Genomic DNA, 24,729 nt, shown 5'->3' with positions numbered 1-24,729 from the left:
AAAAAATTCCTTAAAGAATACCCTATATTTGTTTCTTTGCAGGCAATTATGGCACTACAATTTTTTAAATATCAAGGTACGGGAAATGATTTTGTAATCATTGATAATCGTCTACAAACTTTTCCCAAAAACGATACCAAATTGATTGCCAAGCTTTGTGACAGAAAATTTGGCATTGGGGGAGATGGGCTCATTTTATTGGAAAATGACAAAATGTCGGATTTTAAAATGGTCTATTACAACGCTGACGGTGCAGAAAGTACTATGTGCGGGAACGGGGGCAGATGTTTGGTAGCTTTTGCCAACTATCTGGGTGTTATCAATGGTAAGACTTCGTTTAATGCTATTGACGGATTACACCATGCTACAATTGTGGAAGACATTGTAGAACTGAACATGACGGATGTGGACGAGGTCAAAATAAAACCTGCGTATAGTTTTTTGGATACAGGGTCGCCACATCATGTACAGCTCATAGAAAACCTATCAAAGTTGGATGTGCAAAAAGAAGGTGCCAAGTTGCGTTATGGGCTTTATGGACAGGTTGGAAGCAATATAAACTTTGTTGAACAGTTGGACAGCAACTCTTTTGGGGTGAGAACTTATGAAAGGGGTGTTGAGGATGAGACACTTTCATGCGGAACAGGGGTAACGGCAGTTGCCATTGCTATGCACAAACTGGGTAAAACATCTTTGAACAGTATTGAAGTGAGCACTCCCGGTGGAAATCTGACCATTAGCTTTGATCATCAAGAAGGTTCTTACAGGAATATTTATTTAAAAGGACCGGCAAAACAGGTCTATAAAGGTGAAATTAAATGGTAAACCTTAAAGGAAAACAAGTAAGTTTAAGGGCTTTGGAACCCAAAGATTTGGATTTTCTGTACCAATTGGAAAATGATACTTCAATTTGGGAGATAAGCGGCACATTAAAGCCATACTCTAAAAAAGTACTTCGATTATACTTGGATAACGCTCACAGGGATATTTTTGATGTGAAGCAATTACGCTTGTGCATTTGTGATAATGCTGATAAAAGTATTGGTTTAATAGATCTTTTCGATTTTGACCCGAAAAACAGAAGGGTAGGGATAGGTATCGTAATTGCAAGACCTGAAGATAGGAACAAGGGTTTGGGTGCGGAAGCACTTACCCTATTATGCAATTATGCCTTTTCAATTCTAGATGTTCACCAGCTCTATGCCAATATATTGGAAGAAAACACCGCTAGTATTTATCTATTTGAAAAAATGGGCTTTCAAAAAATAGGCGTGAAGAAAGAGTGGATCAGGACCAATAACGGTTTCAAAAATGAGATTATGTTCCAAAAAATAAATTCCCATGCTTAAAAAAGTACTTTGGGCAACAGCCATTCTAGGACTTTTGATATGTGGTTTCATAGCATATCAAATCTACAGTGCAATTTTTAGTCCTAATACCAACTTTAATAATGATGAAGCCTTTGTGTACATTCCATCCGATGCTACTTTTTCTGATGTAAGGAATAGTCTAGAACCACTGGTTAAGGACATGTCCACTTTTGAGGCCGTAGCGGAACGCAAAGGATATGTAACAAATATTAAAGGTGGAAAGTTTGCCGTAAAAAAGGGGATGAACAATAATGAGATGATCAATTCTCTTCGAAGTAAAAATATCCCTGTAAAAGTGTCGTTCAACAATCAAGAGTCCCTAAATGCCTTGGCAGGAAGGATAGCCCAACAGATAGAGGCAGATAGTACCGAGCTTGTTAAGAGTTTCAATGATCCTGAATTTTTGGAAAGTATAGGCTTGAACGAAGACTCCAAATTAGGAATGTACCTGCCCAATACCTATGAATTCTTCTGGAATACCAATGCAAAGAATTTTAGGGATAAGATGTATAAGGAATATGAACGGTTCTGGAATGCTGAACGATTGAAAAAAGCGGAAGAATTAAATCTTTCTCCATCACAAGTCATAGCGCTTGCCGCAATAGTACAAAAGGAAACCGTAAAAGTAGAGGAACGCCCTCGAGTGGCCGGAGTATATCTTAATAGAGTGCGGAAAGGCATATTACTGCAAGCTGACCCAACAGTTATTTATGCCATAAAAAAGGAAACGGGGAATTTTGATACCATTATCAAGCGGGTTTTATATCGAGATTTAGAAATGGATTCGCCCTACAACACGTATAAATATGCTGGCATTCCTCCAGGTCCGATTGCCATGCCCGACATCTCTTCGATCGATGCCGTTTTAAATCCTGAAAAACACGATTATTTATTTTTTGTAGCCGATGTTTCCAATTTTGGATACCACATGTTTGCCAAAACCTTGGCGCAACACAACCGAAATAAAGTACAATATACCCGATGGTTGGATTCCAAAAAAGTACGTCGATAATACCTTTTGTCGTTAATTTTCAGTGATTTAACGGATTTTAGGCCTCATTTAAGAAAATCTTATGAACATCATGCTTCAAATGAAAAACACTGCCCTTATATTTGCCGCCCTAATTTAGTTGTACCGTTTTTGGTACATCAGAACGCTAAATATGAAAGTTATGAAAAGATGGATAAGCTTTATTTTGCATCTGGCCATGATTGTAATTTTGACAAGTTTTGGTTCGTATACCGTGACGAAAAAAGTGGACTATAAAGTTCCTGATTCGTTAAAAGTAGAAGCCAATACTGAAATCTTGGTTCTTAAAGATTCTTTGGATTCTTCCAAAGATTTAAAAATTAAACCTCCTTTTTTGGGAAAAGCGTACAATGGATTTAAAGAAGCTTTGGCTTTTAAAGAATCCCAAGGAAGGTACTCTGTTATTAATACGTTCGGATATCTTGGAAAGTATCAATTTGGTTTGAGCACCCTTAGTTTAATGGGTGTGCACGATTCCAAGAATTTTTTGAACGATCCAGCGCTTCAAGAAAAGACATTTGAAACCAATATTGCAAGGAATAAATGGATTTTGCGCAGGGATATTAAACGTTTTAACGGGAAAAGGATAAGAGGAGTTGAAATTACTGAATCTGGTATTTTGGCCGCAGCGCATCTAGCTGGTGCCGGAAATGTGAAAAAGTACCTACGTTCTTATGGAAAGAACGATGTAGCAGATGCGTATGGAAGTAGTATTTCATATTACATTCGAAAATTTGCAGGGTATGACATTTCTAGAATAGCGCAAAAAAGAAATGCAAAAGTTTGAGAATTGACTCTTGATGAAACCTTAAGCCCAGAATACAATTCTGGGTTTTTTTATGCCTGAATAATAAATATTGTAGGTCTCTTATTAAGGTCAATATTTATTTCGCTCCACTCATGCGCAATTTTGGTCCTAATGAACTCTGTAGGCAATGTAATATCACAGGCAACACATAATCTTGTGGTTTTTTGAAGTATTTTCGTTAACTCCTTCAAAAGTTTATCATTTCGATAGGGTGTTTCCATGATGATTTGGGATTGGCCTTTTTCTCTCGAGATACGTTCCAGACTCTTAATTTTGGATTTACGTTCAAAAGCATCGATAGGCAGGTAACCATTAAATGCGAAATTTTGTCCGTTCATTCCGCTTGACATCATGGCCATGAGAATAGAAGAAGGCCCTACCAAAGGAACTACCTGTATTCTTTTTTCGTGTGCAACTCGAATTACCTCTGCACCTGGATCGGCAATTCCCGGGCAGCCCGCTTCGGATAGTATGCCTATATCAAAACCACTGATGCAAGGTTCCAAAAACTCCGGGATAACGGCTGGATCGGTAAATTTGTTCAATGTTTCAATATGCAGGGTGGGTTGAGCCTTACTTGGACTTATTTTTTTTATAAAATGCCTTGCGGTTTTTTCGTTCTCTACAATGTAATGATCAGTATTTTCAATAGTTCGCTTTATGGAAATCGGTAATACCTCAAGAGGTGCATTATCTCCAAGTGTAGTAGGAATCAAGTATATTTTGCCTACAATGAGGCTTGGTTTAGGGTCCTCCATACGCTAACTTACTTTTTTTGCAATTGCCTCACAAGCGATATCGATCATCTGATATACATTTTCAAAACCGTCCGTTCCCCCATAATAGGGGTCGGGTACTTCATTGATGTTTAAGTCGACTTCGTCCAAAAGTAATTTTACCTTTTTTTCTTCTAATTCGGAAGTTGCTAAAAGTATTACATCATCAAAGTTATTTTTATCCATGACATAGATAAAGTCGAAAATGTTAAAATCGTCTTTGGAAAATTGTCTGCACGTTTGAAGGCTTATATCGATTCCATGTTTTTTAGCTACCGATATAGATCTTCTGTCCGGCGGATTGCCAACATGATAACCAGCTGTTCCTGCTGAATCTACAACTATCTTGTCTTTATCAACTTTAGACCTTAAAATACCTTCGGCCAAGGGTGACCTGCATATATTTCCCAGGCAGACCATCAAGACTTTGGTTTTCATTAAGTATAAGTAATTATTAAGAGAATTTCTTGCTTAGGTCTTCGATGTATTTCCTAAACTGTTTATCCGTCTCGGCTAAGTTGTCCACTGTTTTGCAGGCGTGTAACACTGTGGCATGGTCTCTTTTTCCAATTTGCGACCCTATACTGGCCAGAGAGGCTTTCGTGAACTTTTTTGCAAAGAACATGGCCAATTGTCTTGCTTGCACAATATGGCGCTTTCTTGTTTTGGATTGTAAGGTAGCTACATCCATCTCAAAATAATCCGAAACTACTTTTTGGATATAGTCTATGGAAACTTCTCGCTTGGTATTTTTTACAAACTTTTCAACCACTTGTTGCGCGAGTTCCAACGTCACTTCTCTTTTGTTGAAGGAGGATTGTGCTATCAAAGAAATAATGGCGCCCTCCAATTCTCGAATATTGGTCTTTATGTTTTTGGCGACATGATCTATAATCTCATCTGGCATCTCAACACCATCACGATAGAGCTTGTTCTTTAAGATAGAGATTCTGGTCTCAAAATCTGGACTCTGTAATTCTGCGGAAAGTCCCCATTTGAATCGTGATAACAAACGTTGTTCTATATCCTGCATGTCCACTGGAGCCTTATCGGATGTTAAAATAACCTGCTTTCCGTTTTGGTGTAAGTGGTTGAATATATGGAAGAAAACATCTTGTGTGCCCGATTTACCGGATAGAAACTGTACATCATCAATGATAAGTACATCGATTAACTGGTAAAAATGGATAAAATCGTTTCTAGTATTCTTTTTAACAGATTCTATATACTGCTGCGTAAACTTTTCTGCAGAGATATATAATACGGTCTTTTCTGGATATTTATCCTTGATTTCAACACCAATGGCATGGGCCAAATGTGTCTTCCCTAGACCAACTCCCCCAAAAACCAACAGCGGGTTAAAGGAAGTGCCCCCAGGTTTATTGGCTACCGCCATACCCGCGGACCTTGCCAAGCGATTGGAATCACCTTCGAGAAAATTCTCAAAGTTATAATTTGGGTTTAGCTGTGACTCAATCTTTATATTTCGTATTCCGGGAATAACAAAAGGGTTTTTGAGCTCAGGACTTTTTGAAGTAATTGGCACATCTAATTCTTGTGGTCCAACGGCAGTTCTGTTGGAGCTTGGTATTTGTTCTGTGAACGGTTCTTTATTACCGTACTTATTTTCCATTTTAATGATGTAAATAAGTTTTGCATTATTTCCCAATTCCTTGGTGAGCGCAACTTTTAAAAGTTTCACGTAATGTTCCTCTAGCCACTCATAAAAAAATTTACTGGGCACCTGTATGCTAAGGGCTTTGTCTGTTAACTTGATAGGCTTTATAGGTTCAAACCAAGTTTTGAATGCCTGCGGTTGGATATTATCCTTGATAAAAGCCAAACAGTTGTTCCACACGGAATTTGCAGTCACACTCATAAAAGTTTTTCCTTAGTTTTGTTGGTTAGTTTAAAGCTATGTTAAAACATCTAAGGGGAAATTAGATGCTCTTTGGATGCGACAAATATGTGAACAAATCTTTGAAAAAAAAAATCATTTAGTGGTTGAATATTCTATTTTTTTTTCGCATGTTTCCTTAATGTTAACCAAGCCTTTAAATATATCATTTTTCATTTAATATATGCTAAAAAATTCATTTTCTTTTAGAGTTCGTTACGTAGAAACCGACCAAATGGGTGTCGTATACCACGGTAACTATGCGCAGTATTTGGAGCTTGGCAGGGTAGAGTGGCTAAGGTCCTTGGGCACCACTTATAGGAGCATGGAGGAAAATGGAATTATACTGCCCGTAATTTCCTTACAGATTAAATACAAAAAGTCGGCGCTTTATGATGATTTGATTACTGTAGAGACCGAAATCAAGAAACCACCTTTGGTGAAGATTGAGTTTGACTACAAAATTTATAACGAATCTCGGGAATTATTGGCAGAAGCCAATACTGTTTTGGCGTTCATGGATAAGAATACGAATAGACCAGTAAAATGTCCCGATCATATTCTGGAAAAGTTAACTTTTTAGTGAAGTGTTTTAATACGCACATGTTGCATTTCGTCGAAAAGTATTTTAGTTTCTTTGCCCTCGCTCTCCCTTACTGAAATAGTTAATATACAAGTCAGTTCCATTTTTTGCGAGACTATGGTTATTCCTTTTTGTTTGATGATTCGCATGACTTTGTCCATGATCGGATACTCAAAATGCAGTTTAAAGAATGAGGCTATGGTGTTTTCAACAATGGATGCATTTTCCAAAGCTATCTGGGCTGCAGTGCGGTATGCTTGAATAAGTCCGCCAACTCCAAGTTTGGTACCTCCAAAAATTCTTGCAACGGCTACCAATACATTGGTGATTTCAAAGGCTTGAATTTGCCCGTAAATTGGCATTCCAGCAGAATTATTGGGTTCTCCATCATCGTTTGCCCTATAATTGTATACTTTCTCGCCCAACTGCCATGCGTAGCAGACATGATTTGCGGTATGGTGTTTTTTACGTAGTTTTTCAATTATGGGTTTTACTTCATCTTCAGAAGTAATAGGGAAAGCATAGCCATAAAATTTGCTTTTTCTATCCTTAAAAAGAATTTCATCGGACGGCTCGGCAATGGTCTTGAAAATATCGTCCGCCTTCATCAAAATAGGGCTACTAAAACAATACTGATTACGGCCAAGAGAATACCAGCTCGGTTTTTTAAGCTCATTTTTTCCTTAAAAATCAAAATCCCAAGAATGGTTGAAAGCATAACGATGGCAACGTTGTTCAATGTGAAGATGACAGCACTGCTAAGCGCCTTGTTTTCCAAAGCCCTGATCAAAAAGAAAATGGAAAAATAGTTGGGAATTCCCAATGCGATGCCGCCCAATACATTTTTAAAATTAAGTGTGATGGGTTGTTTAATTGCTTTTGAACCAATAAATACAAAACCGGTAATCGCCGCAAAACCAAAAATCATGGCCGAAAAAATGGAAACTTCTTCAGGTTGTAGATGGTTTTCCTGAAAATATTTCATGCTGATGTCTATAATCCCGGAACCTAGAAATACGAGCAGTGGTAACACCAATATCTTTTTGGAGACTACGATGCCATTTTCTTTTAGAGAGGCAAAATAGACTGCTGCCAACGCAAGTAAAATGCCTATGATCTGAAGCAGGGAAAGAGACTCTTTATATTGAATGACCCCAAAGATGACTGGCATGACCAAAGACATTTTTGTTGCCACCGAAGCTACCGAAACACCAGCAACTTGTGATGTTTTTGCCATTAAATTAAAAATGAGAATAAAAAACATGCCGAGCGCTAAAGTGCCCAAAAACCAAGATTTATGTGTTATTTCATTAAAATCTATTGTGCCCTCATATAAAACCAGGCCTACCACACAAGCTACCACATAATTGGTGATAATGGCATAGAGGGTCTGTACTTTGTATACTGAAAAAAGTTTAAAGATGACGAAGATCAAACTTGAGCAAAGCACACTAAGGACCAGATATAGCATTACAAGTAAGATTTTAATTGTGTGATATCTTCTTTGCCTACTTTCAAATTCCAAATATGAATTCCCAGACTGGCCGCAGCATCTGTATTCTCTTTAGTGTCGTCTACAAAAAAGGTTTCACTTGTTATTAGCTTATTTTCTTCCAAAACAAATTCGAAGATTTCGGCATCAGGTTTGCGCATTCCCATTTCATAGGATAGATAAAATATCTCAAAAGACTCCCTAAATCTATTGAACCGCTCCATGCCCATTTGGTGTTTCACAAATTCAATATGAATGTCATTGGTATTGCTGAGCAGAAACAACCTGTATTGATCTTCCTTGGCCAATGCTTCTATAAATTCCAATCGTCTATCTGGAAAATCCAATAAAATAGCATTCCAAGCATTGATTAAATCTTGTCGGGTCGCTTTTGGAAAGTGGTGCGAAACATCATTCAAAAAAGCTATAGAACTTACAGTTCCTTTTTCATACTCCTTAAAAAGCGTATCTAAATCCGTAGTTAGGCCCGAAAAACCAAATTTTTCCATGGCTTTTGCCGTAGCGGATTTATCCAAATTGATGAAAATATCACCAAAGTCTAGAATTATATTTTTAATCATTTAAAAAGATTGATAAAGTGTCCGTCAGTATTGAAATGTTCTCTGAAAGTCGCCCAGGAATTTTTGGAGCTGTTATACCTTTTTGAAACAAGGTCACTCCCTTGAAAACCCTTGCTTCGTCCCATAATCCTGAATCAATGAAAGTTTGTAGTGTCTTCGCGCCTCCTTCAACCAATAGACTTGTGATTGAGTGATGATAGAGCACATCGCATATCTGCTGAGCGATGGGCAGCGAGAAATCAATCAATTCATAAATAACTCCATTCACATGGTTCGTTGAATTGCCAGTTTGCGTAAAAACGATGGTCTTTACACTTTTATCCAAAACATGAAAATCCGAAGGAATCTTTAAATCCCTATCCAAAATAACACGAGTGGGGTGGTTGCCTCCCCAATTTCTTGCAGTAAGCTTGGGGTTGTCTTCAAGTACGGTATTGGTGCCAACTAAAATTGCTTGTTCTTCTGTTCTCCATTTGTGCACCAGTTGCTTTGAATAGGTGTTCGAAATCCAAAAAGGCTCAGGTACGTTATTTCTTTGTTTCTTATCAGGAGCAATAAAGCCATCCTTTGTTTCTGCCCATTTTAAAACAATATAAGGGCGTTTTTTTTCTTGAAAACTCAAAAATCGTTTATGATGATTTCTGCACTCAGCTTCAATAACCCCAACGGTTACGTTACATCCAGAGGCCTTTAGTTTTTCAATACCTTTTCCCGCAACTTTATCATGGGGGTCTTGGAGTCCGATGACGACTTCGGGAATCGCATGTTTTAGTATTAAATCCGAACAAGGTGGAGTTTTTCCAAAATGGGAGCAAGGTTCCAAGGTGACGTAAAGTGTAGCTTTTGAAAGTAGTTTTTTTTCTTTTACTGAGTTAATCGCATTTACTTCGGCATGTGGACCGCCATAAGGACTTGTATAGCCTTCACCGATGATTTTTTGGTCATACACGATTACACAACCTACCATTGGATTTGGTGCCGTAGTCCCAAGTCCTCTTTCACCTAGCTCAATACATCGTAACATGTATTTTTCATGTATATTCACATCGCAAAAATAGCATAATTAAAACGCAATATGGGCGATGCCATAATCAGGGAAATTACACTAGCGGATAACGTTCAGGTTGCTAGGGTAATCCGTAAAGTTTTGGAAGACATGGGGGCGCCTAAAGTGGGCACGGCCTATGCAGATAAGGCTTTGGAAAATATGTACGAAGCTTATAATATGCCTAAGGCAGTTTACTATGTAATTGAGGATGACGGACAAATTATTGGCTGTGCTGGAGTTGCTCAATTGGAAAATCATGATGGGAACGTATGCGAACTACAGAAAATGTACTTTTTGGAAAAAGCCAGGGGCAGAGGTTTAGGTGCTCAAATGATTTCAAGGTGCTTGGATAGCGCTAAGGAATATGGTTTTGAGCAATGTTATCTAGAGACCATGCCCTATATGGAAGCAGCCCAAAAATTGTATAAAAAGAATGGTTTTGAGTATATAGATGCCCCTATGGGCAATACGGGACACTATTCTTGCCCAGTTTGGATGCTTAAAAAAATATAGCGTGCTCCTAAAAGAGATCAAGACCATTTTCCATAAAGAATTGGATAAGCTATATCCTAATGAGGAAGTAGATGCTTTTTTTTACCAACTCATTGAACATTATTTGCAGTTGGAGCGATTTGTTTTGGTGCTACAGCCTAACGTATCAATAACCAAAGAAGAAGAGCAGCCACTTTTTGAAGCTTTGGCACAGCTAAAACTGGAAAAGCCATTGCAATATATTTTAGGTACGGCGTACTTTATGGATATGGAGTTCAAGGTCAATGAGCATGTATTGATTCCGAGGCCCGAGACAGAGGAATTGGTAGAGTGGATAATCTCGGATAATAGTCAGGACGCTGAGCAGAGCAACCCGGACGCTGAGCGTAGTCGAAGTGTCATTTCGGCTGCGCTCAATGACCGCAAGTCGGATCTAATCAATGACGACCAAGGATTAAGAATTTTGGATATTGGTACAGGGAGCGGTTGTATTGCAATTGCCCTGGCAAAAAAGCTTCCAAACGCCAAAGTGTTTGCTATCGATATTTCGGAAAAAGCGTTGGAAGTTGCCCAAAAAAATGCTGAGCTAAACGAGGTCGAAGTAACATTTATAAAAGCCGATGTTCTAGATTTAGAACTTGAACCTGAACTTGAATTCGACATCATAGTTTCAAACCCGCCCTATGTGCGGGAACTGGAAAAATCTGAAATACAGAGAAATGTAAAAGATTATGAGCCTCATCTAGCGCTTTTTGTTCCAGATGAAGATGCATTATTATTTTACAGGGCCATTACCATGTTTGCACAAAAGAACCTTTCTAAAACGGGAAGCATATATTTAGAAATCAATCAATATTTAGGAGAAGAAACCAAGTTACTTTTAGAAGCGCATAATTTTTCAGAAATTGAACTGCGCAAAGATATCTTTGGAAACAATAGAATGCTCAAAGGAATAAAACCATGAATACCCAACAAAAAATTGCATCCCTAAGAAAGGAGCTTCGAGAACATAACTACAATTATTATGTTTTGGATAAGCCTACTGTTTCAGATTATGAGTTCGATGTAAAGCTCAAAGCGCTTCAGGAATTGGAACAGGCCCACCCTGAGTTTTATGATGCTACTTCTCCGACCTTGCGGGTCGGTGGAATGGTCACCAAAAATTTTGAGACCATTCAGCATGAACACCGTATGTATTCATTGGATAATTCGTATTCCAAGGAAGATCTGGAAGATTGGGAGAAACGAATTCAACGAATTTTAGGAGATGTTGAAGTAGAATTCACCTGTGAACTCAAATATGACGGGGCTTCAATAAGCCTGACCTATGAAGAAGGCAAATTAGTAAAAGCAGTTACCAGAGGTGATGGTTTTCAAGGTGACGATGTAACCACAAATATCAAGACTATTAAATCCGTTCCCTTACAATTGACAGGGGATTACCCACCAAAATTTGATATACGTGGCGAGATCATTTTAACCTTGGAAGGTTTTGCCAAAATGAACCAAGAGCGATTGGCCAATGGGGAAGAAGCGTATATGAATCCTAGGAATACAGCTTCGGGCAGTCTAAAATTGCAGGATAGCGCTTTGGTGGCAAAACGACCGTTAGAGTGTTTGTTGTACAGCATTACGGGTAAAAATTTGAATATAACTTCCCAATTTGAGGTGTTGGATAAAGCGCGCTCATGGGGTTTTAAAGTGCCTACAGTGGCCAAATTATGCAAAACAACGCAAGAGGTGATGGATTTTGTGGAGTATTGGGACATACATCGGCACGATTTACCGTACGAGACGGATGGAGTGGTCATCAAAGTGAACAGTCTGCGACATCAAGATGAGTTGGGCTATACCGCCAAAGCGCCACGTTGGGCAATGGCGTATAAATTTAAGGCAGAGCAAGTCTCTACCGTATTGAACGAAATCACGTATCAAGTAGGGAGAACAGGAGCCATTACTCCAGTTGCAAACCTAGAACCCGTATTATTGGCCGGAACAACTGTTAAACGCGCATCCTTGCACAACGCAGATCAGATTGAAAAGTTAGACATTCGAGAAGGAGACACGGTATTTGTGGAAAAAGGGGGCGAAATTATTCCAAAGATAATTGCTGTGGATTTTACAAAGCGACCTGAAGATTCAATGCCAACACAGTACATTACCCATTGCCCAGAGTGCGGCACGGAATTAATACGAAAAGAAGGGGAAGCACAGCACTTTTGTCCAAATGACGTAGGTTGTCCCCCTCAGATAACAGGTAGAATTCAGCATTTCATATCCAGAAAAGCTATGGATATCGAAGGATTGGGCGGCGAAACCGTCGAGTTGCTTTTTAAAGAGGGATTGATAGATAATTATGCCGATTTGTACACACTGACCAAAGAACAGGTAATGCCCCTGGAACGTATGGCGGAAAAGTCTGCAGAGAACTTGGTAAATGGCGTGGCCGCTTCTAAAAATATTCCTTTTGAACGTTTGTTGTTCGGTTTGGGTATACGTTACGTAGGAGAGACCGTCGCCAAAAAATTGGCAAAAGCGTATAAAAATATCGATGCCTTAATGGCAGCCACTATTGAAGAATTAGTAGCTGTGGATGAAATAGGAGGGCGTATCGCGGAAAGTGTGGTTCAGTTTTTTGGTGAGCTTACTAATATTGAGATTGTGGAACGGTTAAAATCCTATGGATTACAATTCTCTTTGTCCGAGGAACAACTGGAAAATCAATCTGAAAAACTTAAAGGACAAACCTTTGTGGTTTCCGGTGTTTTTGAATCTTTGGGTAGAACCGAACTTAAAAAACTCATTGAAGATAATGGGGGCAAAGTGGCTTCTTCCATCTCGTCCAAGACTTCTTTTTTGGTAGCTGGCGATAAAATGGGTCCAAGCAAAAAGACCAAAGCAGAAAATTTGGGAGTAGCTATTATTTCTGAACAGGAGTTTTTGGGAAAATTGGAATAGGTTTTATCCGAAATAAATCACGGGTGAGGTACGCCTTTATGACCAAAAACGGATGTACATGTAATTAACTTAGGATTTTTTACTTCCTAACAAACCGTTGTTCACCTTCATCAAAAGCGAACTTATACATATCGTACTTGCCCCAATGGGCATCCTTTTCCAGTTTTTGTGCCATGACCATTTGTTTACCATCGCTTCGTAAACTGATCATACCGTAACGGGTAAGATACGAGTTGATCTCTTTGTAAGCTTCTACCATGGTACCCTTAAGCTCTTCCAACACAGATCGGTTGGTGGGCGTATCCACAAAATCCTCCTTAAAATCGTCATAGGCTACTTTTGCTATTTCCCATAGCTGATACTTCTTGACCAGTTCTGGAATGGTCGTGGTATTGAAATCTTTGTTGGACCGCGCAAGTTCTGTGCTAAAGATCAAAGGTTTTTTACTGTACCCCGTTTTCCCAAGTGCGCCCAACGTATCTGCTCTTGGGTGACTGTAGTTCTCATCGTCCCCGCTAGAAATGACCGTTCCCAACGCATTGATGTTTTCCAGAAATTCATAACTGAACAAATGGCTTCCGTGATGGCAGGCCTTGGCAATATCCGCACGTAAGACCGCTTTTGCATTAGTGCCCAGTTTATTGTTAATGTATGTTCCCGCTTCTTCGTTGATATCGCCGCCCAGCATTACACGTAGTTTCTTGTATTGTAACATTAACAAAACCGAATGTCCGTTTTTGGTTTTTCCGTTGCTCCCCAAAAAAGGAACTACTTGTTTTCCATCTTTTTGATCAATGATCGGTGCAATGACCTCTAGCGAAAATTCAGTATCGCTACCGTTGCCCAATAAAAATCCCGTACCATTGTTTAGGGCTACATATGCTGGTTGGTCCGCTTGTTCAAGGGCGAGCGCCATGGTTTTTGGGTATTGCGACCCTGATCCGCTGGAATTTCCAGGGTCGTTCAAGATGGATTTCATGGCGGCATCGGTAAATTCCAAAGAAGATAGGTAATCTTCGCCGTCCGACAGTTCTTCCACTTTTCCAATTTGGGTATTCCATCCTTTGGTATTATCAATGGGTCGCTGTACTATGCCACTATGGTAAATAGTATCGAATTGTAGTGCTTCTTCTTCAAAAATTTCGGTGAATCCCAAATAATGGTCATTGTCGGGGTGACTTACAATGGCCTTGAACTTAAAGGGCAAGGTTTCATTTTTATCCAAGTTGAAACGCCAGTATAGATAGCGGTACATATTATCGCCTTTTCCAGCATCGATTAAATAATGCTCATCATCGGGAGTGACCATATGACAGCCATCGCCCTGGCCAATATCAATAAAATTGACTTCCAAAACCCTTTCTTTTTGAATGTTTTCAACAGGTATCCAACCGGTTTTGTTTCTGGAATTGACCAAAACCCGGTCATTGACAATTTCTGTATCCATTACGGTAATGTAATCCCCGAACAGCAAATGTTGTATCCATTTGGATGAGGTTTCGTTTTCCAGAATCTTGGCATCGGGGAAACCGGCGAACGTAAATTTTCTATTTCCCTCGGTATTGAACAAAGAAGTATCTAGTTGTGGCATCCTGTCTGTTTTTAAATGACATTGAAAGTTAAAAATGAATATAGGAAATTTCCTATGTAATGCTTTAAATCAATGTAAAGTGGGCATTAAATTTTGTATGGATGGTCTTAGTGTGGTGGTTATGGAAGATTTTGGTCCGGTCCAACTGTATAGCAATTTTTAGAACAGTTCCATAAAAATCCGTCAACCCATAATGGTCATCCGTCAAATGAACAGCTGTATCCGTTCATTTAACAGCTTAAGGATCAACAAGAAATGTCAATTTGTGTAAAATTTAAAATTATACCAAAAGATGAAAAAGAACTTGTATCTATTTTTTAAATCTTTCAATTATTATTTCTTACCGAAACGAATGATCCGTACCCCGTTTATTTTATTTCTTGCCATTGTAGCTATCTTTTTTACGAGCTGTAGCAAGAGTACCGAAACACCTCAACCACCCGAACCGCCCGAACCACCTATACCTGTAAATGAAACCGTAGCGATCAATGCCACTGCATCTAGTCTTTATACGACAAATGACTTTGAGCCGGGAGAAATGATAGAGATAAGTGTTTTTATGACTGCTCCTGAAGGTATCCAACAATTTGACATTGAAAAAATAGTGAATGGCGGTACTGCTACCTCTATTCGTGCGGCCATAGAAGACGCAGGAGGAACCATGCCAGATGCTGGTGCAACTGCTTTTGATGCCACGTATATGATTCCGGTAGACGGTGCCCTGGATGATGTTGTAAAGATAGTCTTTAAGGCTAAAGATGCAGACAGCGAATTTGAAAGTGCAAGCTACGACTATGATGTAGTAGCACAAGGCCAAGGCGGTGGCGGTGGTGTATTTCCACTACTAAGAGCGAAAGCTACTGTAGATCTAGGTTCGCAAATTGGTGCAAAAGGTGGCTACCTTGCTACAGACTTAGGAGAAAGCGGGGTATTTACAAAGGTAGAGGCTGGTGCTTTAAGTAGTGCAGAACAACAAGCCATTGACATTACTTTTGGCGTTACCAACGGTGATGGAGAAGTAGGCACTAGCACGCCCTCTTTATTGTCTCCCGATGCCCGTGCAGATGCCAATTTTAACAACCCTCTTGGCGACAATGCTAGCACAACTACCTTTAAGGTAGAGGAGCTGAAAGGTTTAGACAATGTTACCTCTACAGATGTAGAAAATAACATAGACCACACTTCAGAAAGTAATGCCATCCAAAACGTTCAGGAAGGAGAAGTATACAGCTATATCAATGCTACTGGAGCAAAAGGATATATCAAGATACTTACCATTACAGGGGCTAACGACAATCGTGTTGCCACCGTTGAGTTTTTGGTACAAATTGTCATGTAAGCCTAGCAAATACTTGTATGAAATGAATGTCTATCCATAGGCATATAAACCAAAAAGCCCTGAAAATTTTCAAGGCTTTTTGGTTATTTCCCTCGGTATTGGACAAAAAAGTATCTAGCCGTGGCATCCTGTCCGTTTTTAGGACAGTTCCAAAAAATTCCGTCAACCCAGAATGGCCATCCGTCAAACGAACAGCTGTATCCGTTCATTTAACAGCTTGACCATCACCAAGAAATCCCAAATTGTACAACTATTAATTTAAAATACAGTAAAGATGAAAAAGAACATGTACCTATTTTTTAGTCTTTCTCTTTTTATGTTCTCCTGCGGCAAAGATGATTCGCCCAGTGTGACCCCAGAGGAAGAGAACAAGGCCCCGGTCATAGCTGATCAGTCCTTTGAGTTTTACGAGACGTTTACAACAAAGAATATTGGAGCGGTAAAGGCGACCGATCCAGATGGGGACAGCCTTACGTTTTCTATAGAGACAAACGATAATGATCTATTTGTAATCACCAGTGAAGGTGTACTTGGTCTATCCGGTGAAAAAATCTTGGATTTTGAGACCAAAACGGAACATACGATTACCATAAGTGTTTCCGATGGTACCAATGAGGTCAGTGCGAAAGTTAAGATCATTGTGCTTAATATAATCGACAACCTGGTAGAGGATCTAGATAGTTTTGTGACCACCTGGAAGACCACTGAGGATGGAGAGAGCATAACGATAGGCTTAGTAGAAGGTTTGGCATATGATTTTATGATCGATTGGGGAGATGGCACCATTGCGAATATTAACAAAGATGAAGATATAGAACATTCGTATGCAACGGCCGGTGACCATGTTGTGGCAATTCAAGGAAATTTTCCCAGAATAAGAATGACATTACTTCCAAGTGCGCCCAAACTTATAAGTATAGATCAATGGGGCAATAACAAGTGGGAGAGCTTTTCATATGCATTCGAGAACTGTGAGAATATGGTCTACAAAGCGACCGATGTGCCCGACCTATCACAAGTCTCTTCTCTTAATAAAATGTTCTTTAAAGCTAAACAATTTAACGGGGATATAGGCAATTGGGATGTAGAGACTATTGTGGATATGAACGGTATGTTCGCAGGTGCTTCTTCCTTTGACCAGAAAATTGGTGGGTGGATAACGAACAATGTCACCGACATGTCCGACATGTTCTTAGGAGCATCCAATTTCAATCAGGATATAGGTGATTGGAATACGGAAAATGTCACCTACATGTCCAACATGTTCTTAGGGGCATCCAAGTTCAACCAGGATATTGGTGGGTGGAATGTGTCGAGCGTTACATTAATGCGTTCTATGTTTAATGGTGCATCTTTGTTCAACCAAGATATAGGTGATTGGAATACAGAAAACGTCACCAATATGGCCGGTATGTTTCAAAGTGCTTCTTCCTTTAACGGGAACATTGGTACATGGAACGTGTCAAGCGTTACAAAGATGTTTGATATGTTCAACGGAGCATCCAATTTCAACCAGGATATTGGTGGATGGAATACGGAAAATGTCACCAACATGGCCGGCATGTTCAATGAAGCTACCTTATTCGACCAAGATTTGGGCAGTTGGGACATTGGCAGTATAAACAAAATGGAAAACATGTTCGATAACAGTGGAATGTCCGAGGCAAGCATAAACAACACGGTGATCGGTTGGTCCTATTTTGTAGAAAATAATGGCGGAGAACCAGCGGGAATTACCTGTGGTATGGCAGGTATGGTGGCCTGTGATATTATTGATGAAGTATATGATGCAGCTGCTTATCTTGTCTTAAAAGGTTGGGAGCTAGAAGGATTAGCTACTGATGGGTGCCAATAAAACCTGATCGTTAAGATGTTATAAAACCGCCCTTAGAATTTTTAAGGGCGGTTTTTTTATGTGCTCATATCACAGGTGGTATTCAAGGTTGGTAATTCCTTGAAAAGACATTTTTTAGGACCTAAAAAACTAAACCTTAATGCTTATGCCTTTTGCAGCGGTGGTCAATATGTATGGTTTTAGCAGGGTTGTTATGGAAAATCTTGATCCGGCCCAACTGTACACCTATTTTTAGGACATTTCCATAAAATTTCGTCAACTCAAAGTGGGCATTTATCAAACGAACAGCTGTATCCGTTCATTTAACAGTTTAACTATCAACAAGAAATCTCAATTTGTGTAAAATTTAAAATTATACAAAGATGAAATTAAAGAACAGTTATCTATTCCTGTGTCTTTCTCTTTTTATGTTCTCCTGTGGCAAAGATAATTCGCCCAGTGTGACCCCAGAGGAAGAGAACAAGGCCCCGGTCATAGCGGAACAGTCCTTTACCGTTTCCGAAGATATAGCGGATACCCAAACTATTGGAACGGTAAAGGCGACCGATCCAGATGGGGACGGTCTTACATTTTCTATAACAACAAACGATGATGGGCTTTTTGAGATTACCGATGCCGGTGTTCTTAGCCTATCCACTGGAAAATCCCTGGATTTTGAGACCAAAACGGAGCATACCCTTACCGTAAGCGTTTCCGATGGTGCAGAAGAAGCCAATGCGAAAGTCAAGGTTATTGTCCAAGATGTGAACGAAACTTTTGTGACCACTTGGAAGACCGATATGGATGGAGAAAGTATAACGATAGGCTTAGTAGAAGGTTTGGCATATGATTTTATGATCGATTGGGGAGACGGTACCATTGAGAATATTACCAAAGATGAAAATATTGAGCATTCTTATGGAACGGCCGGAGACCATGTCGTGGCAATTCAAGGAAATTTTCCCGGCATAATAATGTTAGGGCTTCCAAGTGCGCCCAAACTTATAAGTATAGATCAATGGGGCAATATCGGTTGGGAGAGCTTGGCCGCAGCATTCGCGGACTGTGAGAATATGGTCTATAAAGCGACCGATGTGCCCGACCTATCACAAGTCTCTTCCCTTTTGGGTATGTTCTTAAACGCCAAACAATTTAACGGGGATATAGGCAATTGGGATGTAAGTACTATTGTGGATATGAATGCTATGTTTACCGATGCGTTGTCGTTTAATGGTGATATTGGCCAATGGAATACGGAAAAAGTCACCGACATGTCCAAAATGTTTTTTGGAGCTACCTCGTTCAACCAGGATATCGGTTCATGGAATGTGGCAAATGTTACCAAAATGGAATCAATGTTTGGAGGTGCTGCCCTATTTGATCAAGATATTGGTGAATGGAATGTTGGCAATGTTCAAGATATGGTTTCCATGTTCACCAGTGCTTCTTCCTTCAATCAAGATATCGGTTCATGGAATGTGTCGAGCGTTAAAGATATGTCAGCCATGTTTACCGGAGCAACTTTATTTGATCAAAATATCGGTTCATGGAATGTATCCAATGTAGAAAATATGTTCGCTATGTTCGCTGATGCTTCCTCGTTCGATCAAGATATAGGTGGTTGGAACATTGGCAGTGTAAATAACATGCTGGCAATGTTCGATAACAGTGGAATGACCTTTACAAGCATGAATGCCACAGTAATCGGTTGGGCCAGTTTTGTACAGGAAAACGATGGGCCGGCCGATATTATCTGTGGTATGCTGAATATCACTATCTGTGAAAATGTAGCTAGTATAGCAGCTGATTTTCTCATTGATGATAACGATTGGGACTTACCCGGGTTAAACATTCAAGAATTATGCCCATAGATATTTTATAGTTAAAATGTTAGTGCAATTACTGACCATAACCAACTAAAAACGAATAATTATGGAAGAAAACATTTTATTGGACGAAAAGGTCATGTGGTACAAGAAGAAACTACAGGCATTTCCTGGGCAGCTAGTGATAACCGATAAGAAGATTTCATTTGATCAAGATCAAATTAAAGTTCCCGGAACAGGATTACTGGGGGCATTTTTATCAAAAAAGAACAAAAATACCCGAGGTGGTGAACTATTGAACCAACCCTTGGGCAATGTGGCCTTTAAAAAGGGCAAAACGACGGGTAAAAAGACCTTTATCTTAGAAGTGAGTTCGGGAGAAGACGTATACAAGTTTTTGTTTGAAAATGATTGGGTCTTAAAAATAGAATCAGTGATCAGCATTAATTAAAAAAGCCACAATATTTGGTGTAGGCCATAGCCGCCTTTCAGGCAAGCAACGCCTCATACCGGAAGTGTTATAAGCCACTCAAAAATAATTCTTCGTTTTTGGGTGGTTTTTTGCGATACTATCACAGATGACACACAAGTTTAGTTACTTGGTGAAAAATGAAAAATATCCTTATTCTTTGATCTTTAGACCTAGCACAAACCCTAAACCTTAATGCTTATGCCCTTTGCAGCGGTATTTTGTTCAGTATCAAAATAAAAATCGATTCGCCCTACATTAATGCCATAGGCACCCACTTGGTTCACCAAAACAGAATTCCCATTTTTGTTGGTACGTACATCGGGTTTATCTAAAAAGGTATGGGTGTGTCCACCAATGATCAAGTTGGTATGGAGCGTACGTTCTGCAAGTTGCGTATCTGAAGGACGCTCTGGATTTTTATAGTCATAGCCCAAATGGGATAGACAGATAACAATGTCGCATTTTTCTTCTTCTTTTAATGTACGCTCATTGTCCAAAGCAATTTCAAAGGGGTCGAGGTACTTGGTCTCTTTGTACAATTTTTTTGTGACCAATCCATCAAGTTGAATGCCAATGCCGTATACGCCTATTTTTATACCATCCACCAAATAAATTTTATAGGGCTTTACAAAACTTTCCATGACGGTGTTGGTAAAGTCGTAGTTAGCGGAAAGTAAGTCAAACTTGGCATTGGGTACTTGGGCCAAAAGTCCATCTATACCATTATCAAAATCATGGTTGCCAATGGTGGCGGCATCATATTTTAATTTGCTCATTAATTTGAATTCCAACTCACCTCCATAAAAATTAAAGTAAGGAGTCCCTTGAAAGATATCCCCGGCATCAAAAAGCAGAGTGTTGGGGTTTTCGTTTCGTATTTTTTCAACCAGTGTTGCCCTTCTGGCAATTCCACCAAGATTGGCATAGCGGGAATGTGAACTTGGAAAAGGGTCTATATGGCTGTGCACATCGTTGGTGTGTAAAATAGTAATATGCTTGGTACCAAAATTAGTACAGGAATTGAATCCAAGGCCACCTAATCCTATAAATGTTGAGGTTGCTGCCGTATGTGTTAAAAAATCTCTACGTTTCATCTAATTTTGTTGTATGAATCTGTCGTCAACAATTGCCTTTAGCGTGTCAACTTTTCTTAAATGGTCAATAATTGCATTTCTAAGCAGATAGTCGGTATTCGCTACAGAATCTACAGTTTTAAAGAAACCGATTTCGGCACCGCCTTGTACTAAATAATCAGAAGTTGCCACGTAATAGCTGCGACTCTCATCAAAAGGACTTCCATTGATATTAACCGAATCCAAAGCTCCTTTTTTGTCCAAAACAATCTGCATTCCAGCTATGGGATGTACACGTTCGGCAGAAGTTAGAAAACCAATAAGTTCCCTTACCGCAGAACCATTTAGCTTCACTACGGAAATATAATTTTCAAAAGGCATTACTTCATATGCATGCCTTGCCGTTATATTTCCTGAGGAAATAATAGAACGTAGCCCACCTCTGTTGATAACCACAAAATCTAAATCTTTTCCAGTTTGGGATTTAAAAACGGGCCTTGTTTCCGTTAAAACAATATCTGCGATCAGATTTCCCAGGGAAGTGTTGTGGGCGCCATCATCGAGTAAAAGCGATTTTGGTGCATAGGCTAAAGTACTGTCCAGAACTTCATTTATTCTGTTCCTGTATGGGGCAACAAAAGAAATGATTGAATCGACAGCCTTAAAACTAGTATCAATTTTTACTTGCTTTCCCTGGACTTCGGAGAGTTGTCCGGTATCATTTTTACAGGAAATCAAAAAACAAAAAGTTATAAATATAACAAATTGTTGATATTTTAAATATCTCACGTGTTTATCTTTGTTAAGTAGTCTTGGTAGATTAATTACCTTTGTAAAAATGCATAAAAATTATGTTTTTAAAAGGACTCCAAGATAAATTTAAGGTTAAATCAAGTCTTAAATATTTACAGGAGGAGATGAATAAGGCTCCCTCGGTAATAGAAAGGGACAAGGGAATTACTAGCATTGGCTGCATAGTTGACGTAGATAATTTTGAAAGTGCCGAGTTGTTTTACGAGTTGATAGAAGATTACTCTTTGCGACCAAACGCTATCAAAATTATAGGTTATAAGCGGGAATATGACAATAATTCCCCCTTTGCCATTCAAATGTACTCCGATAAAGATCTAGGTAAGAAGGGAGCAATTGAAAATGGCTATGTTCTTGAATTTTTGGGTAGGGAATACGATTTGTTGATCAACTACTATGAAGAGGATAATTTAATGCTGAAGCTATTGTCCGTAAAAACACCGGCCAGGCTAAAAGTGGGTTTCAGTTCACTCGACCCAAAACTCAATGATTTGATTTTTAGTACTCCCTTAAAAGATTTTAAACTGTTTAAAAAGGAATTAAAAAAGTATTTGAAGGTTTTAAAGGAATTGTAATGGAAAACTTGATGGGTACGGGTGTTGCTTTGGTAACCCCTTTTACGGAAGATTTTTCGGTAGATGTAAAAGCACTTGAACGTGTTGTTGAACATTCTATAAATGGTGGAGTGGATTATTTGGTTATCTTGGGTACTACAGCCGAAGCGGCTACACTTTCCAAAAGTGACAAACAGCTGGTCATTAAAACTGTTATACAGACCAATGCAGGGCGACTTCCCTTGGTATTGGGCGTTGGCGGGAACAACACTACAGCCGTTATTGAAGAGTTGACAGAACTGGACTTATCGGAGTTTGATGCTGTTCTTTCGGTTTCTCCCTACTACAATAAACCAACACAAGAGGGCATTTATCAGCATTTTAAGGCTATAGCCAAGGTATCGCCCAAACCGATAATTCTTTATAATGTTCCTTCTAGGACAGGAAGTAATATGCTTCCCGAAACTACGTTAAGACTTGCCCACGACTTTCCCAAAATAGTTGCTATTAAGGAAGCGTGTGCAGATATAGTACAAATAGACCATATCTTAAAGGACAAGCCAGCGGATTTTTTGGTGATTTCCGGGGATGATTTTACGGCGCTACCTACCGTTGTTGCAGGTGGGGCAGGGGTGATTTCGGTTCTTGGACAAGGTCTTCCCAGTGCATTTTCCAGTATGATTCATTTGGGTAGACATGGCAATCCAGAAAGAGCTTATGAGATTCATCATGAACTACTTCCATTGATGAAATTGATTTTTGAGGAAGGTAATCCGGCAGGTGTCAAAACTGTTTTAAGCTATTTTGGGTGTTGTACCGTTAATGTCAGACTACCATTGGTCAAAGCAACTATTGAACTACAGAACAGAATCTCGGGCTTTTTAAAAAAGTTTGAAGCTATCAAGGTTTAATGGGAAGTTAAATCTTAGCTAAAAACATAGTAAATCGTTGGTTTCACAGTTACATTTGGATTTTAATTTGATTTTTTAAATCCATCCATTATCACTAATTTTGCAAAATGTTTTTGAAAATGAAGCCGATTCTTTCCGTAATAGCTATTGTCTTTCTTTTTTCTTCCTGCAGTGAGTATCAAAAAGTACTTAAAAATGAGGAAGTTAAACCGAAATACGATTTAGCACAAAAATACTACGATGAAGGAGATTACAAAAGGGCAAATAGGCTCTTTGAACAGATAGTGCCCAAGTATGTTGGCAAACCTCAAGGTGAACGTGTGATGTTCTTTTTTGCCGATTCATATTTTAAGACAGAAGACTATTACCTCTCAGGTTATCAGTTTGAACGATTTATTAAATCATATCCAAAAAGCGATAAAATACAGGAAGCGTCCTTTCTAGGTGCCAAAAGCTACTATGAACTTTCCCCATTGTATTCCTTGGACCAAACCGATACGGATAAAGCACTTGCAAAACTTCAGAATTTTATAAACACCTATCCAGAATCAGAATTTTTTGAAGAGGCCAATGCAATGGCCAGAGAGCTGACCTCCAAAAAAGAAAAGAAACAAATAGAAATAGCCAAGCAGTTTAACAAGTTAGGGCAATTTAACTATCCTATCTTGGTATCTGCCATGACAGCTTTCGACAATTTCATTTCTGATAACCCAGGGTCTATTTACAGGGAAGAAGCTCTATATTACCGTATTGAATCGGCTACAAGTTTGGCAATAAACAGTACGCCAAATAGAAAGGAAGAACGTTTGCGTGAAGCCTTGGATTCATACAATACCTTAATAAAGTATTTCCCCGAAACAAAATTTAAAAAGAAGGCCGATAACCTGGCCGAAAAAATACAAAAGGAATTAAGCGTATATTCCGATTCCAAATAAATAGATAAAGACGCAGCCATATGCAAGATTTAAAAAATACAAAAGCTCCGGTTTCCACCGTTACCCACGATAGAAACGAATTTGATGACAAAACGGAAAACATTTACGAAGCGATTTCCATTGCTTCTAAAAGGGCTATCCAAATCAATTCTGAGATAAAGAAAGAATTGTTGGAAAAGTTGGAAGAATTTGCAACTTATAGCGATAGCTTGGAAGAAGTTTTCGAGAACAAGGAACAAATAGAAGTTTCCAAGTTTTACGAAAAGCTTCCTAAACCACATGCCTTAGCGGTTATGGAATGGTTAGAAGATAAAATCTACTACAGAAATACTGAGAAAGACGCCTAGAA

Annotated in this window: 26 protein-coding genes; 16 read left to right on the top strand and 10 right to left on the bottom strand. The window is 39.1% G+C overall.

Annotated features, from left to right (window positions below; all coding sequences use genetic code 11):
* Positions 1–48: 48 nt before the first annotated feature.
* The 4 genes from dapF to KIM67_RS11930 all read left to right on the top strand — a co-directional run bounded on the left by dapF (position 49) and on the right by KIM67_RS11930 (position 3,187).
* Positions 49–825: a diaminopimelate epimerase gene (dapF, locus tag KIM67_RS11945; protein WP_213831638.1), complete on the top strand. Its 777-nt coding sequence runs from the start codon at positions 49–51 to the stop codon at positions 823–825.
* A complete protein-coding gene (locus tag KIM67_RS11940) occupies positions 819–1,349 on the top strand; it encodes a GNAT family N-acetyltransferase (RefSeq protein WP_213831633.1) in 531 nt (176 codons plus the stop codon). Before dapF ends, KIM67_RS11940 begins: the two co-directional genes overlap by 7 nt.
* Entirely contained in the window at positions 1,342–2,382 is a 1,041-nt protein-coding gene (mltG, locus tag KIM67_RS11935; RefSeq protein ID WP_213831627.1) for an endolytic transglycosylase MltG, read from the top strand. The genes KIM67_RS11940 and mltG overlap by 8 nt, the downstream gene beginning before the upstream one ends.
* 160 nt (positions 2,383–2,542) lie before the next feature.
* Positions 2,543–3,187: a hypothetical protein gene (locus KIM67_RS11930; protein ID WP_213831626.1), complete on the top strand. Its 645-nt coding sequence runs from the start codon at positions 2,543–2,545 to the stop codon at positions 3,185–3,187.
* A gap of 50 nt (positions 3,188–3,237) precedes the next feature.
* Here KIM67_RS11930 and KIM67_RS11925 read toward each other — a convergent pair whose 3' ends face one another.
* Genes KIM67_RS11925 through dnaA form a run of 3 tightly spaced genes read right to left on the bottom strand, consistent with a single transcriptional unit; the run spans position 3,238 to position 5,863 of the window.
* Complete coding sequence (locus KIM67_RS11925; RefSeq protein WP_213831624.1) at positions 3,238–3,966, bottom strand: SAM-dependent methyltransferase; 729 nt, start codon at positions 3,964–3,966, stop codon at positions 3,238–3,240.
* A 3-nt stretch (positions 3,967–3,969) separates the two neighbouring features.
* On the bottom strand, positions 3,970–4,422 hold the full coding sequence (locus KIM67_RS11920; protein WP_213831622.1) for a low molecular weight protein-tyrosine-phosphatase: 453 nt from the start codon (positions 4,420–4,422) through the stop codon (positions 3,970–3,972).
* A 16-nt stretch (positions 4,423–4,438) separates the two neighbouring features.
* On the bottom strand, positions 4,439–5,863 hold the full coding sequence (gene dnaA, locus KIM67_RS11915) for a chromosomal replication initiator protein DnaA (RefSeq protein WP_163418620.1): 1,425 nt from the start codon (positions 5,861–5,863) through the stop codon (positions 4,439–4,441).
* Positions 5,864–6,065: 202 nt separating this feature from the next.
* Here dnaA and KIM67_RS11910 point away from each other — a divergent pair, with 202 nt between their 5' ends.
* Complete coding sequence (locus KIM67_RS11910; RefSeq protein ID WP_213831620.1) at positions 6,066–6,464, top strand: thioesterase family protein; 399 nt, start codon at positions 6,066–6,068, stop codon at positions 6,462–6,464.
* Here KIM67_RS11910 and KIM67_RS11905 read toward each other — a convergent pair.
* From KIM67_RS11905 to ribD, 4 genes are read right to left on the bottom strand one after another with little or no spacing between them, the layout of a single operon-like run.
* Positions 6,461–7,072 carry a YigZ family protein gene (locus KIM67_RS11905; protein ID WP_213831618.1) on the bottom strand — a complete coding sequence of 204 codons (612 nt, stop codon included), beginning with the start codon at positions 7,070–7,072 and terminating at the stop codon, positions 6,461–6,463. The two genes, KIM67_RS11910 and KIM67_RS11905, sit on opposite strands and share 4 nt — an antisense overlap.
* A complete protein-coding gene (locus KIM67_RS11900; protein ID WP_213831616.1) occupies positions 7,072–7,935 on the bottom strand; it encodes an EamA family transporter in 864 nt (287 codons plus the stop codon). The genes KIM67_RS11905 and KIM67_RS11900 overlap by 1 nt, the downstream gene beginning before the upstream one ends.
* On the bottom strand, positions 7,935–8,537 hold the full coding sequence (locus KIM67_RS11895) for an HAD family phosphatase (RefSeq protein WP_213831615.1): 603 nt from the start codon (positions 8,535–8,537) through the stop codon (positions 7,935–7,937). Before KIM67_RS11895 ends, KIM67_RS11900 begins: the two co-directional genes overlap by 1 nt.
* Positions 8,530–9,561: a bifunctional diaminohydroxyphosphoribosylaminopyrimidine deaminase/5-amino-6-(5-phosphoribosylamino)uracil reductase RibD gene (gene ribD / locus KIM67_RS11890; RefSeq protein ID WP_250149247.1), complete on the bottom strand. Its 1,032-nt coding sequence runs from the start codon at positions 9,559–9,561 to the stop codon at positions 8,530–8,532. The genes KIM67_RS11895 and ribD overlap by 8 nt, the downstream gene beginning before the upstream one ends.
* A gap of 51 nt (positions 9,562–9,612) precedes the next feature.
* Between ribD and KIM67_RS11885 the strand changes: the two genes are divergently transcribed.
* The 3 genes from KIM67_RS11885 to ligA are packed head-to-tail and all read left to right on the top strand — an operon-like array spanning position 9,613 to position 13,035.
* Positions 9,613–10,098: a GNAT family N-acetyltransferase gene (locus tag KIM67_RS11885; protein ID WP_213831611.1), complete on the top strand. Its 486-nt coding sequence runs from the start codon at positions 9,613–9,615 to the stop codon at positions 10,096–10,098.
* 1 nt (position 10,099) lies between these two features.
* The gene (gene prmC / locus KIM67_RS11880; RefSeq protein ID WP_213831609.1) at positions 10,100–11,041 is read left to right on the top strand and encodes a peptide chain release factor N(5)-glutamine methyltransferase; all 942 of its coding nucleotides are present in this window, start codon (positions 10,100–10,102) and stop codon (positions 11,039–11,041) included.
* A complete protein-coding gene (gene ligA / locus KIM67_RS11875) occupies positions 11,038–13,035 on the top strand; it encodes an NAD-dependent DNA ligase LigA (protein WP_213831607.1) in 1,998 nt (665 codons plus the stop codon). The genes prmC and ligA overlap by 4 nt, the downstream gene beginning before the upstream one ends.
* Before the next feature lie 79 nt (positions 13,036–13,114).
* Here the strand turns inward: ligA and KIM67_RS11870 are convergent, their stop codons facing one another.
* A complete protein-coding gene (locus tag KIM67_RS11870; RefSeq protein WP_213831606.1) occupies positions 13,115–14,626 on the bottom strand; it encodes a ComEC/Rec2 family competence protein in 1,512 nt (503 codons plus the stop codon).
* A gap of 292 nt (positions 14,627–14,918) precedes the next feature.
* On the opposite strand from KIM67_RS11870, the gene KIM67_RS11865 reads away from it, so the two are divergent.
* The 4 genes from KIM67_RS11865 (at position 14,919) to KIM67_RS11850 (ending at position 20,076) form a co-directional block, all read left to right on the top strand.
* Positions 14,919–15,965 (top strand): hypothetical protein, encoded by a 1,047-nt coding sequence (locus KIM67_RS11865; protein WP_213831604.1) that lies wholly within the window; start codon positions 14,919–14,921, stop codon positions 15,963–15,965.
* Between the two features lie 274 nt (positions 15,966–16,239).
* Positions 16,240–17,820, top strand: coding sequence for a BspA family leucine-rich repeat surface protein (locus KIM67_RS11860; RefSeq protein ID WP_213831602.1), 1,581 nt, complete (start codon positions 16,240–16,242; stop codon positions 17,818–17,820).
* 362 nt (positions 17,821–18,182) lie between these two features.
* On the top strand, positions 18,183–19,670 hold the full coding sequence (locus tag KIM67_RS11855) for a BspA family leucine-rich repeat surface protein (RefSeq protein WP_213831601.1): 1,488 nt from the start codon (positions 18,183–18,185) through the stop codon (positions 19,668–19,670).
* Positions 19,671–19,731: 61 nt separating this feature from the next.
* Positions 19,732–20,076 (top strand): hypothetical protein, encoded by a 345-nt coding sequence (locus tag KIM67_RS11850; RefSeq protein WP_213831600.1) that lies wholly within the window; start codon positions 19,732–19,734, stop codon positions 20,074–20,076.
* A gap of 203 nt (positions 20,077–20,279) precedes the next feature.
* On the opposite strand, the gene KIM67_RS11845 is transcribed toward KIM67_RS11850, so the two are convergent.
* Positions 20,280–21,191 carry a metallophosphatase gene (locus KIM67_RS11845; protein WP_213831599.1) on the bottom strand — a complete coding sequence of 304 codons (912 nt, stop codon included), beginning with the start codon at positions 21,189–21,191 and terminating at the stop codon, positions 20,280–20,282.
* Positions 21,192–21,908, bottom strand: a complete 717-nt coding sequence (locus KIM67_RS11840) for a 5'-nucleotidase C-terminal domain-containing protein (protein WP_250149246.1) — start codon at positions 21,906–21,908, stop codon at positions 21,192–21,194. It abuts the gene before it with no gap.
* Positions 21,909–22,021: 113 nt separating this feature from the next.
* Here KIM67_RS11840 and KIM67_RS11835 point away from each other — a divergent pair, with 113 nt between their 5' ends.
* The 4 genes from KIM67_RS11835 to KIM67_RS11820 all read left to right on the top strand — a co-directional run bounded on the left by KIM67_RS11835 (position 22,022) and on the right by KIM67_RS11820 (position 24,727).
* Entirely contained in the window at positions 22,022–22,555 is a 534-nt protein-coding gene (locus tag KIM67_RS11835; protein WP_213831598.1) for a hypothetical protein, read from the top strand.
* On the top strand, positions 22,555–23,445 hold the full coding sequence (gene dapA / locus KIM67_RS11830) for a 4-hydroxy-tetrahydrodipicolinate synthase (RefSeq protein WP_213831597.1): 891 nt from the start codon (positions 22,555–22,557) through the stop codon (positions 23,443–23,445). The genes KIM67_RS11835 and dapA overlap by 1 nt, the downstream gene beginning before the upstream one ends.
* A 107-nt stretch (positions 23,446–23,552) precedes the next feature.
* Positions 23,553–24,380 (top strand): outer membrane protein assembly factor BamD, encoded by an 828-nt coding sequence (locus KIM67_RS11825; protein ID WP_213831596.1) that lies wholly within the window; start codon positions 23,553–23,555, stop codon positions 24,378–24,380.
* Between the two features lie 20 nt (positions 24,381–24,400).
* A complete protein-coding gene (locus KIM67_RS11820) occupies positions 24,401–24,727 on the top strand; it encodes a DNA-directed RNA polymerase subunit omega (protein WP_163418637.1) in 327 nt (108 codons plus the stop codon).
* The last annotated feature ends 2 nt before the right edge of the window (positions 24,728–24,729 follow it).

The organism is Flagellimonas sp. 389 (assembly GCF_018449435.1).
Taxonomy (GTDB): Bacteria; Bacteroidota; Bacteroidia; order Flavobacteriales; family Flavobacteriaceae; genus Flagellimonas.
This window is presented reverse-complemented; position numbering and strand designations above follow the sequence as displayed.